A 15,519-nucleotide genomic window follows, 5' to 3' on the forward strand; every position below is an offset into this window, starting at 1 on the left:
GGAATGACGGGCAGGGGCGCCGCAAGTTTCGAGCCGTTCAATTACGGAAGTGGTTCAGTTTTTCCGTCAACTCTGAACACAAACTCAGGCAGCACAGTCTCCCATGCGTCGCGTTTGATATGGGTTTGGTAGCGGTCCTCATTGTCGGATTTTCGCCATGTCACGACGGCTCCCACTTTGCCGGAAATCATCGCGGAGTGCTGCGGCGGCTGCCAGTTTCCAGCCATGCGCCCGAGGACGCGGTTGTTGCGGTCGATAATCAGCCATCGGTTGTCGCGATGTTGCAGCGAGACCGGATCGTCGATCGCGCAGTCTGCGATTGCTTTGAGGGTCGGTGATATGTCGGAAAGCCGCCCTGCGTAGGACAGATCCACGGAGGTCATATCGGGCAGCTGATACCAGTCGGGGCTCGGCAGGTCCGCGCGCTTTGGCATATCGATATTGCGCAACAGCTCGCTTTCGGAATCGGCGAGGACGAAGGGATGCTCGCCGCTGGTGACGACCGACAGGCTGCGGCGGGCGCGGGTCATGGCGACGTAGAAGAGGCGGCGGGGGGCTTCGCCGTCTTCGCCTTTGGACAGCGCCTTCCAACCGCCGTTGAGGATCACCACGTGATCGAACTCCAACCCTTTGGAACGGTGGGCCGTCAGCAGCAACAGTCCCCTTTGCGTACTGCGCACATCTTGGGCCCATTCCGCGAGCCATTCGACGGCATCAGGGACGGGGATCTTTTTCTTACCCAGATCACGGGCGAGATCGGCGATGCCTTCGGCGATCAGGTTGACCCATCGGCCCGCGGGTTGCTCATTGAGGACCATGAGGATGTCCTGAACCGTTAGCATGGCCGAGGGGGCGCGCCGCAAGCCCGCGACAAGGCGCTGCATCTCGCGCAGGCGCCAGACACTTGGCAGTTTCTCGTTGGCCATCTCGACGGGCAGGCCGAGCTGTTCGGCATAGGCGCGTACCGCGCTCAGCCTGCGCCAGTCGCGGGAGATGATGGCGCAGCGTGCCCAGTCGAAACGCGGGTCGAGACGCGAGAGCCGCACCAACTCATCGACGGCGATCATCGCTTGGGCGACTTCGCTATCGGGGCCGTCAAGGAACTGCACCCGCCCTTTGCCGACCGGATCATGCTGTGCCATCGCCCCGCCGCCCGCTTCCATGCTGCGCATTTTGTCGACGGTGATCTCGTGTCCCGCTTTCATCCGCGCCGCCGCAGGTTCGATCACCTGATTGGAGGCGTCGATGATGTAGCGGGTGGAGCGGTAGTTCTCGACCAGATATTTGGGTTTTGCGCGGTAGTCTTCCTCGAACTTGCGGATGTAGGAAATGGACGCACCGGCAAAGGCATAGATGTTCTGGTCATCGTCGCCGACCGCGAACAGGCTCAAGCGTTGGTCGGGGTCTTCGAGGGAACGGCCCGCAACGGCGGAGATCAGCGCGTATTCCTCCGCACCAATGTCTTGGTATTCGTCGACGAGGATCCAGCGATAGCCCTCAATCAGCGCTTCGCGTTGTGCTTCGGCTTCGGATGGGCTGAGACCCTCGCCGTTGATCTGGCGCACGGCCTCCGTGATGATCGCGTCGAAATCGCGCTCTTTGGCCGTGGTGCCTGCAAAGCTCGCGCCGACAATCCGCATGGCCAACGCGTGGCAGGTCGAGACGGTGACGCGCATGGCGTCCTCGCCGACGAGGTGACGCAGGCGGGCGCGGATTTCAGCGGCGGCGTGGCGGTTGTAGGTCAGCACCAACAGGCCGCGCGGGTCTTCGCGCTTGACGCGCAAGAGGTAGGCGATGCGGTGGACCAACACCCGCGTTTTGCCCGAGCCAGGCCCCGCGAGCACAAGCACGTTGGTTTCCTCGCGGTCGTCGGCCACGATTTCCTGCTGCACAGGGTTGCCGAGATCTTCAACGATCTGTTTCCACGCTTTGCCCGTGGTCTGGCGGCGCATCTCGACACTCCGCCCCGGCATCCAACGTTGCAGGAAACGGCTTTGATCCATCTCGAAATAGTCCTGCGACAGCTTCATGGCCTCGTCGATCTGCTCCATGCCTGTGTCGGCATAATGCGCCATCACATGGGTCTGGAGGGTCTGTTCGCGGTAATGCTCCTCAAGCGGCAGGAAATCCTTTTGCGTAAAGCCCGAGCGCCCTGATTTGAGGAAAATGGTCATCGCGGAGCGGAAGACCGTCAGCCCTTTGCCCAAGGTGATGACCTGTTGCTCGTGAAGCCACAGCAGGGCCCGCTCCATCAGCTTGGTCATGTCCTTGACGCCAAGACCGCCGATCAGGGCATCGCCGTTCAGTTCCGCCATCAGATCGCCGATGGTCGTCTCGATCTGGATGTCTTTCCCTCGCGCACCCGAGGGGGCTTTGCCCATGAGCAGGCCCAACAGCTTTTCGGCGGCAAGCCAACGCACTTCCGCCGTTCGCGCGACCACCGGCCAAGAGCGCTGCAGTGTGACCTCCAGTGTTTTGCTCGACAGTTTGCGCAAGCGGATATTGCCGCGCCCGCCGTCAGCGTCACGACCATCGCGCTCGATGCTGCGCAGGAGCCTGTCCAGGACATGCGGGATCGCCCCCTCGTGATCCGCATCGCGCAGGGTCTGGCTCGCGGCGGCCATATCGAGCGGGTGGGCATCGCCCACGCCCGCATCAGGCGCAAACTCGCGTAGCTGCGCGATCAGGGCCGCTTCCAAGTCCTTCGCCCTCTTCAGGCGTTGGCGCGAGTGGTTCTCGATTCCGATATGGACGGAGACCGTGATGGCGATATCGTTGCGGGCAATGCCGAGGGTTTCGAGGTCGGCCATGGCTTTGCTGAGTTCGCGGTGCGAGAGCCCGCTGATGCCTGTAAGCTCATCCGTTGTGATGCCCTGATCCGCGGGCGTGTTCATCACATGGCGCACGATGTCCATGAGTTGCTTGTGCCGCTTTTTTGTTATGTCGGCCTTCGCCAGATGTGCATCGGCCTCTTGCACGGTGCGCACGAGCAGGGAAGAGGGGAAAACCTGAACGCGGTTTTCCTCGCGGCGGACCAGTGTGGCCTCCTCGAGCCAAGAGACCGCCGTTTTGACCCGCGTGTCGTCGGTGGCGCTGTCTCGGGTGAACGCGTGGTCTTTCTCCTCGCGCACGATCTCGCCTGCGGAGGCAACCACTTTGCCGCTGCTGCGCGTGTGCTCGTCCATGCGGCGCAGTGCCTTGAGGATCGCGCCGATCTCGTGGCGGCTCAGGCGGGAGCGGGCGGTCAGGGTAAACTGGCGCTCCACATCGTCGGAGTTGTAGAGCAAAACGCAGGTGGCAGGTGCGCGATCCCGACCGGCGCGCCCCGCCTCCTGAAGGTAGTTTTCGAGCGATCCGGGGATATCGGCATGGACGACAAGGCGAATGTCGGGTTTGTCGATCCCCATGCCAAAGGCGTTGGTGGCCGCGATCACGCGCAATTCGCCAACACGGAACTGCTCTTGTACGATGTGTTTGTCATCGGCCGATAGCCCTGCATGAAAATGCGCCGCTGCCAGACCTTGCTGCTTGAGGAAATCCCCGACCCGCTCTGTCTCCTTGCGCGTGGCGCAATAGACCACCGCACCCGATGTGCCATCGCGGGGCAGGAACTCCTGGATCGTCGCCAAAACGTCACCGAGCTTGGTTTCCCTGCGGGTTGGGTGGACGCCGAAGGTCAGGTTGGTGCGTGTCGCCCCGCCGTCGAACAGGGCCAGATCAACACCAAGGCGATCGCGGAAGTGTCCGGTGATATCCTGTACCACCTCGGGCTTTGCCGTGGCCGTCAGGCACAGGACAGGGGCGGGGTCGGCACTGCCCGAAAATTCGCGGATGAACCGCCCGATGTAGCGATAGTCGGGGCGAAAATCGTGGCCCCATTTGGAGACGCAGTGCGCCTCGTCCAACACCCAAAGACCCACGTCCCGTTGGTTCAGTACGGAGCGGACGGAGGTGCTTCTGAGTTGCTCGGGCGAGATCAGCAGAATGGCCGCTTGTCCCAAACGCACGCGGTCCAGTGCCTCTTGCCGTTCGGGCATGGACAGCATCCCGTTGATGGTCACGGCAGAGGAAATCCCCGTCCGCTCCAACCCCTGCACCTGATCGGCCATCAGAGCCACGAGCGGCGAGATCACCACGGTCAGGGCGCCGGTTTTGTCATAGAGGCTGAGCGCAGGTACCTGATAGCAAACGGATTTTCCCGTGCCTGTCGGAAGGATGCCCAACACGTTCCCATGTTCCATCGTTTCGGCGACAATGACCTGTTGCAGCGACCTGCCCTCGCTGTCGACGGGTTGAGGCCGATAGCCGTCGAACCCGAACCACTTCTTGAGTGCGCCGACGGGATTGTTCATCTCGCGGCACCACGCACAGGCGCTGTCCCCGCATTTGGTGTCGCGCAAGTCCCTCACGATCATGGCGGCCTGCGGGAAAGCATGGCGCACCCAAGGCGGCATCACGGACTCGCCGCCCGAGACGGAAATCCACGCCAACGCATAGGCGAGGGGCCATGCCATTTGCGGATCCGACAGCGCGTCGAGCGCCGGTTGCACCTGCGCTCCACAGGCTTGGTTTTCCAGGAGCTGTTTGATAGCCGCAAACGCGTCATTGCGTTCGGGAGGCCGAGCTTTGCGGATCTCCTGAAATACCGCATCGAACCCCTCGTGGCCCTCCTGTCGGGTCGCGAGGTAATGGTAGGCGGTGAGCATCTCGGGGGACTGCGCATTGAGCTCGGTCAGTGCCTCGATCTGGTTCTCAAGCACCTCGAAGACCAACCGCGCGTCGAGCTCGGGGTCGTTGATGTGCCCCGCCTGAAGCCGTCCGTCATGATAGTGTTTGACGAGGTGGTGATAGGGGTTGCGTGGAAAGGCGAGGGGGTTAAGCCACAGCGTATCGATGGCGGCCCGTATCTTGGCCGCCAAGCGCGGGCGCTTTGCGAGCAAATGCTCTATATCGTGCCGCAAGACATTGTGCCCGATGATATAGGGCACATGCCGTAGTTCTTTTTCCAACCTGTCGAGCGACTGGGAAAGCTTTCCCTTTGGCGGGATCACAGCTGTTTCTTGCCCGAAGCGCACCGCAGCCAAATCGAAAATTTCGGCTGTCTTGGGGTTTACTTCAAGGTCGACTGAAAGACACTGCTCCAGAAGAGGCTTTTGCGCGTCGGGTTTGGTTTGTCGTCGTCTAAAAAGGGCCATCAACTCTGGACGTGTTATGAAATCGAGCAGACCCTAAGCGGTGCGTCGACATGCGACAAGCGAATAGGCAAAATCGGATCGATCGTTTTGATCGGACCAAGCTGCGCTTTGCTCTTTTTGCACGAATGCCTTGTGTTCGGGGGGGCGCAGGTTCGTGTGTATTTCTGTTTTCCCTAATTCAGTTGCGACAGAAATTTCTCGGCAACCGTCAAATGGTGGTCCTTGTTTTCAGGCTTCATCCGCTGTGCCGTGCGGCACATCATTGCCCAACGCGGGTTCTTTACGAGCGCATCCGAATGTTTGAAAATGAAACGCCAATACAATCCGTCCCAGACCTCCGTCCAAGGCCCTTTGTGCCAGTGGCTCATTTTCCGGATGTAGTTCGAGCCGGAGAAGTAAGGCTTGGTGGTGATCAACCCGCCATCGGCGTGCTGGCTCATGGCGTAGACATTGGGGACCATGACCCAATCGTAGCTGTCCACGAACATCTCCATGAACCAGCGATAAACGTCGTCCGGATCAATCTCGCACAGGAACATGAAGCCGCCAAGCACCATCAGCCGCTCGATGTGGTGGCAATAACCGGTCGCGAGTACGCGCCGGATGGTGTCGTCGAGCGGGGCAATGCCGGTTGTGCCGTCGTAGAAGGCATCGGGCATGGGGCGGTGGTGACCCCAATGGTTCGTGCGGCGCATGGGGACACCGAGATCGTCATAGGTGGCGCGCATGAATTCACGCCAACCGATGATTTGGCGGAGGAATCCTTCAAGCGAATTGAGAGGGATATCCCTGCGCTTTGCATAAGTGAGCGTGGTGTCCAACACCTGGCGCGGGGTTAACAGACCGATATTCAGCACGGGGGTCAGAATGGCATGCCAGAGCCAGTTTTCACCTTTGACAATAGCATCCTCAAAGTCGCCGAACCGGTCAAACCGGCGCTCGAGAAACTGATCGAACCAAGCGGCGGCGGCCGCGTGCGAGGTCGGGTAGTAGAGCGTTTCCAAACGGCCGGTCGCGTTCGGGAATTCGGCAAGAACACTTGCTTTTGCGGCGTCATCAATGGCGTCATGGGCGGGCCAGTCGATCCAGGGCAAGCTTGCCAACAACGCCTTTGGCACCTTCTTGCGGTTGTCTTCGTCAAAGCTCCATTTTCCGCCCAGAGGTTGGTCGCCCTCCATCAACACGTCTAGGTTACGGCGTTGGTTTTTATAGAAATCTGCCATGAACCAACGCTTGCGGCCCCGAGACCATTCAAGGTTGTCGGCCCGGCTGTTCAGAAAACCGGGAGAGGGCAGGATATCAAGGGCGATGCCTGTGTCATCGGCGGCCTGGCGAAGGCGACGTTCGGCAACGAAATCAACGGGGTCGGCCATGACCACTCCGGTGACTTTTTGCCCCCTCAGGTGTTGGAAAAGCCGCAGGCACGCACCCTTTTGCGCGTCATATGGAAAGATCTCGGCGACCACCCCCTGTTTCACCAAGGCCTGTTGATAGCGCGCCATACTGGCCCGATGCAGCCAAAGCTTCTGACGGTGCATCCTTGCCGGATATTGTGGGTCGCCAAAGAACAGCGGGTCTTCGAAAAGCACCACATGCGTAACAGGGTCAAGCAGGGCTGGATGGTCGGCAAATAACTGATTTGGCAACACGATGGCGGCTTTAGTCATGGGGTGTTCCCTCTGTTGGGGACGGGCCAATGGGGCAATAGGCGGTTGCGATGACCGTGGCCGCGGTGCGGGCTGGCTCAAAGTCGATCCGCTCTTTCGGGTCTGAAACGTCAGGAAACGCCCCCGTCATGAGGATGCCCTACAGCGTTTAGAGCAGTATTTCACCTCGTCCCAGACCTTCGCCCATTTCTTGCGCCAGACAAAGGGGCGGTTACAGGTGGTGCAGATCTTCCGAGGCAAATCCGATTTCTTCTGGTGTTTCACGATGTCTCTCCGAAAGGCAGGCTCAGTTGGTCAGAGCGTTTCGGTGACGGCGCCCTGCGACCGGAGCGGCCTTTCCGGCTCGCATGTTTGGTCACGATAGCCTCGGCCTGAGCGCGAAACTCCGGCCGGCGCCGGACCCCCCAGATCTTTTCACGCGCGGCTTTTGCGGCTGCCATATGATCAAAAATGCGTTCGGGGTAACGGCGGTTGATCACCTCTGCCGCGTTATCGGCGGCCCATGGCTCATGGAGGTACTGGTCGGGGATCTGTGCCAGTTCCGGCAGCCATTTGCGAATGAACGTGCCCGCGGGATCCTGATCAAACCCCTGCTTCACCGGATTATAAATCCGGACAGTATTGATGCCCGTGGTGCCGGATTGCATCTGTACCTGGTTCCAGTGGATGCCCGGTTCGTAATCGGTGAACATCCGCGCCAGATGCAGCCCCGGTGCGCGCCAGTCGAGCCAAAGATGATAGGCTGCCACAGCCATGAGCATTGCGCGCATGCGGAAATTCAACCAACCGGTGGCGTGCAGGGATCGCATGCAGGCATCCAGAAATGGATAGCCGGTTTCACCTTTTTCCCACGCCTCCAACCGTGCGGCGTCAGGCGTTCCCGGGCGCAAACCGTCATAAAGCCGGTGGAGATTCTCGAACTCGACGCGCGGCTCGTCCTCGAGCTTTTGCATGAAATGGCAATGCCAGTGCAATCTTCCCGAAAAGGACCGCAGCGACTTTCGCCACGTTGTCTCGGCGGCAGACAGGGTCTGTCGCCGTGCCTCATTCGCCTGCGCCACTTCACGCATCGAAATCGCACCCCAAGCCAGATAAGGGGAGAGCCGCGAACAGGCGGAAGCGCCCTCAAGCGGGCTGGACATGGCGCGCTGATACTGCTCACCCCGCTGTTGAAGAAAGCTCTCCAAGCGGTCTCGTCCGGCACGTCGCCCCCCGACCTGCCGACCCGGACAAAGGTCTGGTACAAGGCCAAGATCCTGCGCCGAGGGTATCGGACCGGGCTCTATCTCCACGGGGACCAGTTGCGGCGCACAGGCACGGGGCTGGGCCATCAGCCGGTCCCACTGCGTCGCCCAACCGTCGCGAGACCGAAGCCTCCGTTGGACTCCGTGGTTCTGCAGCTCATGCCAAGGCACCCCATTGTCGCGACACCAGGCTGCGACATGACGATCCCGCCGAAAGGTCCAGTCATTGCCCGTTTCCTCATGCGACCAAAGTGCCGAGAGCGCGCCTCGGCGCATCAACCCTTTCAGGATTTCAACGACCGACCCCTGACGTACAATCAGAGGCTGACCAAGCCGCCCGAGATCGTCGCGCAGTTCTGCAAGCGTTTCCGCGATAAAGGCCCATTGCCGATGCGATGCATCAGGCTGTTGCCACAGATCAGGCTCGACAATATAGAGCGGGAGAACCGGACCGGCTCGTGCCGCGCAGGCCAAGGCAGGATGATCCGCAGACCGCAGATCTCGTTTGAACCAAACAACTTGCATGAGCCATTCACCTTTGCCGTCACTCTTACCAATTACGTCAGCCGGTCAGGATCGGATCACAACGGCATCGCTATCAATACCTTGTGCCGCCGCAATTTCTGTTTTGCGGCCATTCAAGCGTTGCACAGCGGCGGTTTTCACCCGAATGCCCGTCATCGCCTTGCGCAGATGCTTGTCGAACATCAACGGGCAATCTTCAGAATGCGGCAGGCCACTTGGGGAATGCCGGGTTCGGGACGTTCGGGGTCCGGTCGCCCGTCTCGGAAAATTAATCAGAATAATAGAAATTCATTGGATTATTTGCTAATCCACGTCGCAACGACGATAAGCTGACGAACGATACCAATAGGAGCCTTCTTAATGTTGCGTACATTCCTCACGAGCGCCGCCATCGTGTGCGCGTTGGTCGCTCCCGCGCACGCCATGCAAATCTTTGTATACACAACCACAGGCAGGACGATAACGCTCGATGTTGAGCCTTCGGATACGATCGAGAATGTAAAACAAAAAATACAGGACAGAGAAGGCATTCCGCCGGATGAGCAGCGTTTGACATTTGGAGGCAAACAGCTGGATGACGCAAAAACGCTGTCCGACTACAATATCCAGAAGGAAGGCACCCTTAATCTCTTTCTGAAGGGAACGGCAAGCACCAGTGGTGTTGCCGATGTAAATGCTGTGACCCAGATGATGTCCGTTACCGACGCCGTCGGGGCGCGGGCCCGTTTGCATCTAAGTGCTCCGCGTTCTGCCGGCTCTGTAACGGGGGGCATGACCGGCGCAACGCGAGACTGGAACGTTTGGGCAAAGTCCTCCGTGCTGCAGTTGTCAGGGGCCGACGACGGCGATGGTGGCAACCTTACCTTTGGCGCGGATACCGGCATTGGCCGTGATGCGATGGCCGGTTTCTATCTGGCATACGACTGGTCAAAGTTGATTGAGGACGGGCAAGAGAACACGGCACGCGCCCCGGCAGTGGGGGCCTACGTTGGTGTTGCCCTTGCGGAGCACTTTGTTCTGGATGCTCACTTCGGGTATGCCAGGCCTGAGTATACGGTCAGTGGCTCCGACTTTCACAGTGACCGTGTGATGGGATCCGTTGGCCTGACCGGCTCTTGGGAAACAGGGGCGATTGTCTTGTCCCCCAGTCTTCGGGTGAGTGGATACAGCGAACGTGTTCCTGCACATTCCGAAGGCTCTGCCACGGTCGACGCAGATCAACGTCAGTTTTGGTCGACCGCTGTGAGCCTTCGTGCAGAAGCGCAAAGAGGTTTAGGTGGCACAGACCTGCGCCCATACGCAGATTTTTCTATGGGCCGCTCTGGCCTGAGGTCTGACATCGACGGACAGCAATCCTTTGGCACCACCAGAGGTGCGTTGGGTGTGACAGGTTCGTTCGGCTACGGGGTTCTTTCTGTCGAACTTTCAGGAGGCGATATCTTTACGGACACCCAAGATCGCCGTGTTTCTGTCAGCTACTCAATCAGTTTTTGACTGTTGCAACTGTGATCGGGGCCGGCGGTGCGAAATCAGGCCTCGGTCGCGGTGAGATCGTCCTGCTGCGGGCGGAGTAAAGCCCTGCGACTTTGCTCTTTCTCCCCCCTCATGCACGCAGAACCGCCTGTTGTGCGGCCCGCCGAAACAGGGGAACCCGCGCCAAAACAGATGCCGCTGTCGGTGATCGCGGCATCTGGACCGTCATGTGAGCCCATCCGGCCAATGCCCTGAAGTCCGGCGGCACTGACGTGATCTCGCTTGATACGAGCGCGGATCTACGCCTCGCGACATCTATGGCCCGCGCGTCAGCTTTACCGGATCTGTCCCATGATCAGGTCGGCGCACCGGTCGCCCAACATCATCGCGGGTGCGTTTGTGTTGCCCGCGTTGATGTCCGGCACCGCCGACATATCGCAAACCCGTAGGCCGCTGATGCCGCGCACACGCAAATGTGCGTCAAGCACGGCCATTTTATCACCATCGGCCCCCATTTTTGCTGTGCCGGCGGGGTGGTAATTGGTTTTCACAAAGCGTTTGCAATGCGCAATCAGCGCCGCGTCGGACGCGGCGTTCGGGTCTGGCACCACCACGGTCTTTAGCCGCCCTGCAAGCGGCTCGGCCGCCATCGCCCGCAAGAAAAACCGCTGTCCCGAAACCATTGCCGCCATATCGGCCGGATCTTTGAGCAAATTCGGCGAGACGAGGGGCATATCGTCGGGGTTGGACGATGCAAGGCGCACATCGCCTCGTGATTTGGGTTTCACAACAACGGTCGTGATTGTAATGCCATAGCCGTCTTTCATCTCCACCTGAGCATCGCGGTCAAGGTACACAATCGGCACGCAAAAGGCCTGAATCGAGGGTGGGGCCTCGGGATCGTCAGGGTTCACAAATGCGCCCGCCTCGACGCCCGCAGAGGTCACAGGGCCGGAGCCAAACATCTTGAACTGCACGCCGTTGCGGATCATCCGCCAACCGTCGCCCTGTTTATAATACCCGTATGGCCCGTCGGCATAGGCCGTGATCGGCACCTCGGGATGGTCGATCAGGTTTTGCCCGACCCCCGCAAGGTCCGCTTTTACCTCGATCCCGTGCTCGGTCAGATGGTCGGCAGGTCCAATTCCCGAAAGCATCAGGACCTTTGGCGTCACCAAGGCCCCCGCCGCCAAAACGACCTCACGCTTTACGCGCACCTCGTGTGCGCCCGCCTTGTCGCGGTAGGCGACGCCAACCGCGCGCCCGTTCTCGATGATGATTTTATCAACATGTGCGCCCAACGCCACGGTCAGGCGCGGGTTCTTGAGCTGCGGCGAGATAAAGGCATAGGCCGCAGAGCTGCGCTTTCCTTTGCGATTGGTGAATTGGTAAAAACCGACACCCCGTTGGGTTGGCCCGTTGAAATCGGGGTTGAACGGTTCGCCCAGTGACTGGACTGATTGCACGAACCAACGTGACATCTCGTCAATATGCCCGGGGTCAGAGACGTGAAGCGGGCCGCCGACACCGTGCAGATCATTGGCCAACCGGTTGTTGCCCTCCATGCGCGTGAAGTGTGGCAGAACATCCTTCCATCCCCATCCAACCCCGTCATTGTTGCCGCGAAGGATCTCGTTCCATTGGTCGTAATCATCAGGCCGTCCGCGCATGTAAACCTGCGCATTCACCGACGACCCGCCCCCAAGGACATTGCCTTGCGGGATGTCATGCACGCGTCCGTCCAGATGTGCCTGTGGCGTCGTGCGGTGATAGCGCATGAATTTGGAGCCATTGATCATTTTGAAAATGCCGGGCGGCATGTCCAGTAGCGGATGACGGTTTGAATGACCGGCCTCCAACAACAAAACCGTGCCGCCACTGTCGGTCACCAAACGCGCCGCGGCCACGCACCCGGCCGAGCCGCCACCAATGACGATATAATCGAATGTGCTCATGGCGAGATCCTATGACGTAAATGTGGTGCGCACGTGATCCCAGGCGGCATCAAGGTGGGATTTCAGCATCTCTTCGGCGGCATCCGGGTCACGCTCCATGATGGCTGTCAGGATTGCTTTGTGGGCATGAAAGTTTAACTCGTTGCGCTCCGGAGCCCGCAGCATTTTTTCCCAATGCGGGGCCAGCCACGCGGTGTATCCCAGATGGATTGCCGGAAAAATCGGGTTCTTCGGCACGCGGTACAGCACGCCGTGAAATGCCACATCGGTCTCGTAAAATGCGGTGGAATCGGAAATTGCGGCTTCGTTTGCCGCAAGGGCGGCCTTCAGATCTGCAATGTCGTCCTTTGTCGCCATCGCGGCGGCTTCGCGCACCAGACCGCGTTCGATGAAGACACGGCTGTCATAGAGATTTTTGACATCGCCGGTTTCGGTGAGCAGGTTCTGCACAATCTTGCCCGTGGCATTGAGCACGGTCTCGTAGTCCGGCTTGCGCACGATCGGGCGATACCGCGGTTTGCTTTCGATCAGGCCCCGATTGGACAGGGCGAGGATGGCCTCGCGGATCACGGTGCGACTTGCGCCGAAGTCTTCCATCAGGTCGCGTTCGGCGGGCAGGGGGGCGCCGTTTTCCAGTTCTCCCGAGAGAATCCGTTGCTCAAGGTGATCGATTACGGAATCGGCCGCACGCGATTGGGCGTTCTTCAGATGAATAACTGTCATGTCTAAAACCTTTGTCGTCGGTCCCTTGTTGGGATCTGGGTGCTAAATTTGATCGGACCAAAATATTCACAAGGATGCAAGGGAAAATGCGATTTTCACCACTAATTAGCTGTTTTAGGGAATTTTTAAGATTCACGTTGACAGAAAACGGATGCCGCTCCTAGTTTGGTCATACCAAAATGGGAGATTCGAATGTTTAGCATCGACGCAATCGGCAAAGGCCAAATCGAGGGACGGATGTTCGTCGATGGGGCTTGGCAGTCAAACAGCGCGTGTGATGTGATCGCCGTCGAAAATCCCGCGACCGAAGAAATCATTGGTACAATTGTCGAGGGGACGGCGGATGATGCCTTGGCCGCTGTTGCCGCCGCTCACCGTGCGCAGCCTGCCTGGGCGGCGCGTCCCGCCGTTGAGCGGGCCGCCTTGGTCAACCGTCTTGCCGATGCTGTTCATGCCCGCTCCGAGGCGCTTGCCCGCCTTGTCACGCTTGAGCAGGGCAAGCCCCTCTCGCAGGCGCGCGGCGAAATCGGGGCTGTTGTCACCTTTCTCAGATATGCCGCCGGCAATGCCCGCCGTATCGAGGGCGACATCATCGCCTCTGACAATGCCAACGAAGAAATCCATATCCGCCGCCACCCTTATGGTGTCGTCGTTGGTCTGACGTCCTGGAATTATCCTGCCGCTTTGGCGGCGCGGAAAATGGGGCCGGCTCTGGTGACGGGCAACACATTCGTCCTGCTCGCCCACGAGATCACACCGTTCTCGGGCCTTGCGCTTGCGCAATTGGCGTTGGAGGTCGGCTTTCCCTCAGGTGTGTTCAATGTCGTCACGGGGCGTGGTCGCGTGGTTGGTCAGGCGATGGTCGAAAGCCCGCTGACCGGTCTCGTCACCATGACGGGAAGCACCCGCGCGGGTCGTGAGATTTACCGTGCGGGAGCGGATGCGATTAAGGTTCTGCGCTTGGAGCTTGGTGGCAAGGCGCCCTTTATCGTCATGCAGGACGCCGACATCGACGCTGCCGTAACGGCTGCGATTACCGCTCGTTTTACCAACAGCGGCCAAATTTGCACCTGTAACGAGCGGATGTATTTGCACCGGTCCATCGCCGATGAATTCCTCGACAAATTCACGGCATCGGCCAGGGCGCTCACAATTGGCGATCCGTTGACAGACGTCGATATGGGGCCAAAGGTCAGCGGCCTCGAGGTGCGCAAGGTTGCGCAGATTGTCGCGCGCGGCGTTGAAGGCGGCGCACAGGTTCTGCTCGAAGGCGGCCCGCTGACCGAGGGTAAATATGCCAAGGGTCACTGGTATGCGCCAACCGTTGTCGAGGTGCAAAGCAACACCTCGCCGTTGATGCGCGAGGAGGTCTTTGGCCCGGTTGCGACCGCGTTGCGCGTCGACAGTCTCGACGAGGCTTTTGCGCATGCCAACGACACACAGTTCGGCCTGTCCGCCTATCTTTTCACCACCTCTCTCAAAGACATCGCACGTGCGCCTTACGCACTGAAATGCGGAGAAATTTACCTGAATCGCACGAACGGCGAAGCCATTCAGGGCTTTCACACCGGATGGGGCCAATCCGGTCTTGGCGGTGAGGACGGCAAATACGGGTTCGACGGATATCTGCGCAAGCAGACGACATATCTGAACTGGGGGTAACCCCGATAATCGCGCACGGGGAGGAGCCCGGGCGCACCTTGTGGAGGAACACAAACATGACACGTAAAAATATCCTGATTGGCGCTACGGCGATGAGCCTTGGTCTTTCGGCTATGGCATTTGCAGGTGACCTGCCGCCCCTTGCACAGCAAGACACCTATAAGGTCGGCTTTGCGCAGATGGAGTCCAACAACCCTTGGCGCATCGCGGAATCCAAATCGTTTGTTGATACCGCCGAAAGCTGTGGTTGGGACCTCATCGCGACGGATGCTGCGGGCTCTGCGGCCAAACAGGTGGCGGATGTTGAAAGCATGATCGCACAGGGCATCGATGTCCTGTTCTTGCCGCCCCGCGAAGAAAAGCCGCTGATCCCGGCCGTGAAACGCGCACAGGCCGCAGGCATCCCGACCTTCCTTGTGGACCGTTCCGTTGATCCCGCCGCGGCGGTTGCCGGTGTCGATTTTGTGGCCTTCCTTGGCTCCGATTTCATCAAGCAGGGACAGCAGGTCGCAGAATGGACCATCGCGAACTTTAAAGGGGACAAGGGCGTGATCGTTGAGTTGGAAGGCACAACAGGATCCTCCCCCGCCAACGACCGCCGCACGGGCTTTGACGATGCCATCGCCGCTGATCCACGGTTCGAAATTGTGGCGAGCCAGACGGGTGACTTTGCACGCGATATGGGGCGTCAGGTCATGGAAACATTGCTGCAAGCCCATCCCGATGTGAACATCGTTTATGCCCACAACGACGAGATGGCGATTGGCGCGATTCAGGCGCTCGAACTTGCGGGCCGCAAGCCGGGCGAAGACGTCCTTGTGGTGTCGATCGACGGGACACGCGATGCGCTTCAGGCCATCATCGACGGCAAAATGGGTGTAACGGTCGAAAGCTCGCCGTTCTTTGGCCCGCTCGCGTGTGAGACCATGAAACGGTATGCCGCCGGCGAAACGATCGAGCCATGGGTTCAGGTCAGCGACCGCATTTTCACAATCGAGAATGCCGCCGAAAATATCGCTGACGCTTACTAAATCCTCACCTCCGACCGAAAGGGCGCGGCGTCTCCCTCGCGCCC

General features: G+C 59.6%; 10 protein-coding genes. 3 read left to right on the forward strand and 7 right to left on the reverse strand.

All coding sequences use genetic code 11. From position 1 onward, the window contains the following. Nucleotides 1-41 precede the first annotated feature (41 nt). From ACN0Q0_RS09630 to ACN0Q0_RS09650, 5 genes are all read right to left on the reverse strand, one after another. On the reverse strand, nt 42-5,084 hold the full coding sequence (locus tag ACN0Q0_RS09630; RefSeq protein WP_417243281.1) for a RecQ family ATP-dependent DNA helicase: 5,043 nt from the start codon (nt 5,082-5,084) through the stop codon (nt 42-44). 284 nt (nt 5,085-5,368) lie between these two features. Next, nucleotides 5,369-6,862 carry a cryptochrome/photolyase family protein gene (locus ACN0Q0_RS09635; RefSeq protein WP_417243169.1) on the reverse strand — a complete coding sequence of 498 codons (1,494 nt, stop codon included), beginning with the start codon at nt 6,860-6,862 and terminating at the stop codon, nt 5,369-5,371. 126 nt (nt 6,863-6,988) lie between these two features. Then, nucleotides 6,989-7,129, reverse strand: a complete 141-nt coding sequence (locus tag ACN0Q0_RS09640; RefSeq protein WP_417243282.1) for a DUF2256 domain-containing protein — start codon at nt 7,127-7,129, stop codon at nt 6,989-6,991. After that, nucleotides 7,123-8,631 carry an FAD-binding domain-containing protein gene (locus tag ACN0Q0_RS09645; protein ID WP_417243170.1) on the reverse strand — a complete coding sequence of 503 codons (1,509 nt, stop codon included), beginning with the start codon at nt 8,629-8,631 and terminating at the stop codon, nt 7,123-7,125. The genes ACN0Q0_RS09640 and ACN0Q0_RS09645 overlap by 7 nt, the downstream gene beginning before the upstream one ends. A gap of 45 nt (nt 8,632-8,676) precedes the next feature. Continuing rightward, the gene (locus ACN0Q0_RS09650) at nt 8,677-8,814 is read right to left on the reverse strand and encodes a hypothetical protein (RefSeq protein ID WP_417243171.1); all 138 of its coding nucleotides are present in this window, start codon (nt 8,812-8,814) and stop codon (nt 8,677-8,679) included. A gap of 177 nt (nt 8,815-8,991) precedes the next feature. Here ACN0Q0_RS09650 and ACN0Q0_RS09655 point away from each other — a divergent pair, with 177 nt between their 5' ends. After that, complete coding sequence (locus tag ACN0Q0_RS09655; RefSeq protein ID WP_417243172.1) at nt 8,992-10,125, forward strand: ubiquitin-like protein; 1,134 nt, start codon at nt 8,992-8,994, stop codon at nt 10,123-10,125. Between the two features lie 314 nt (nt 10,126-10,439). Here the strand turns inward: ACN0Q0_RS09655 and ACN0Q0_RS09660 are convergent, their stop codons facing one another. Further along, nucleotides 10,440-12,059, reverse strand: coding sequence for a GMC family oxidoreductase (locus ACN0Q0_RS09660; protein WP_417243173.1), 1,620 nt, complete (start codon nt 12,057-12,059; stop codon nt 10,440-10,442). A 9-nt stretch (nt 12,060-12,068) separates the two neighbouring features. Beyond that, nucleotides 12,069-12,782, reverse strand: a complete 714-nt coding sequence (locus tag ACN0Q0_RS09665; RefSeq protein WP_417243174.1) for an FCD domain-containing protein — start codon at nt 12,780-12,782, stop codon at nt 12,069-12,071. 192 nt (nt 12,783-12,974) lie between these two features. On the opposite strand from ACN0Q0_RS09665, the gene ACN0Q0_RS09670 reads away from it, so the two are divergent. After that, nucleotides 12,975-14,444 (forward strand): aldehyde dehydrogenase family protein, encoded by a 1,470-nt coding sequence (locus ACN0Q0_RS09670; protein WP_417243175.1) that lies wholly within the window; start codon nt 12,975-12,977, stop codon nt 14,442-14,444. Nucleotides 14,445-14,500: 56 nt separating this feature from the next. Next, on the forward strand, nt 14,501-15,475 hold the full coding sequence (locus tag ACN0Q0_RS09675) for an ABC transporter substrate-binding protein (RefSeq protein WP_417243176.1): 975 nt from the start codon (nt 14,501-14,503) through the stop codon (nt 15,473-15,475). Nucleotides 15,476-15,519: the final 44 nt, after the last annotated feature.

Source organism: Celeribacter sp. (genome assembly GCF_048259695.1).
GTDB lineage: Bacteria > Pseudomonadota > Alphaproteobacteria > Rhodobacterales > Rhodobacteraceae > Celeribacter.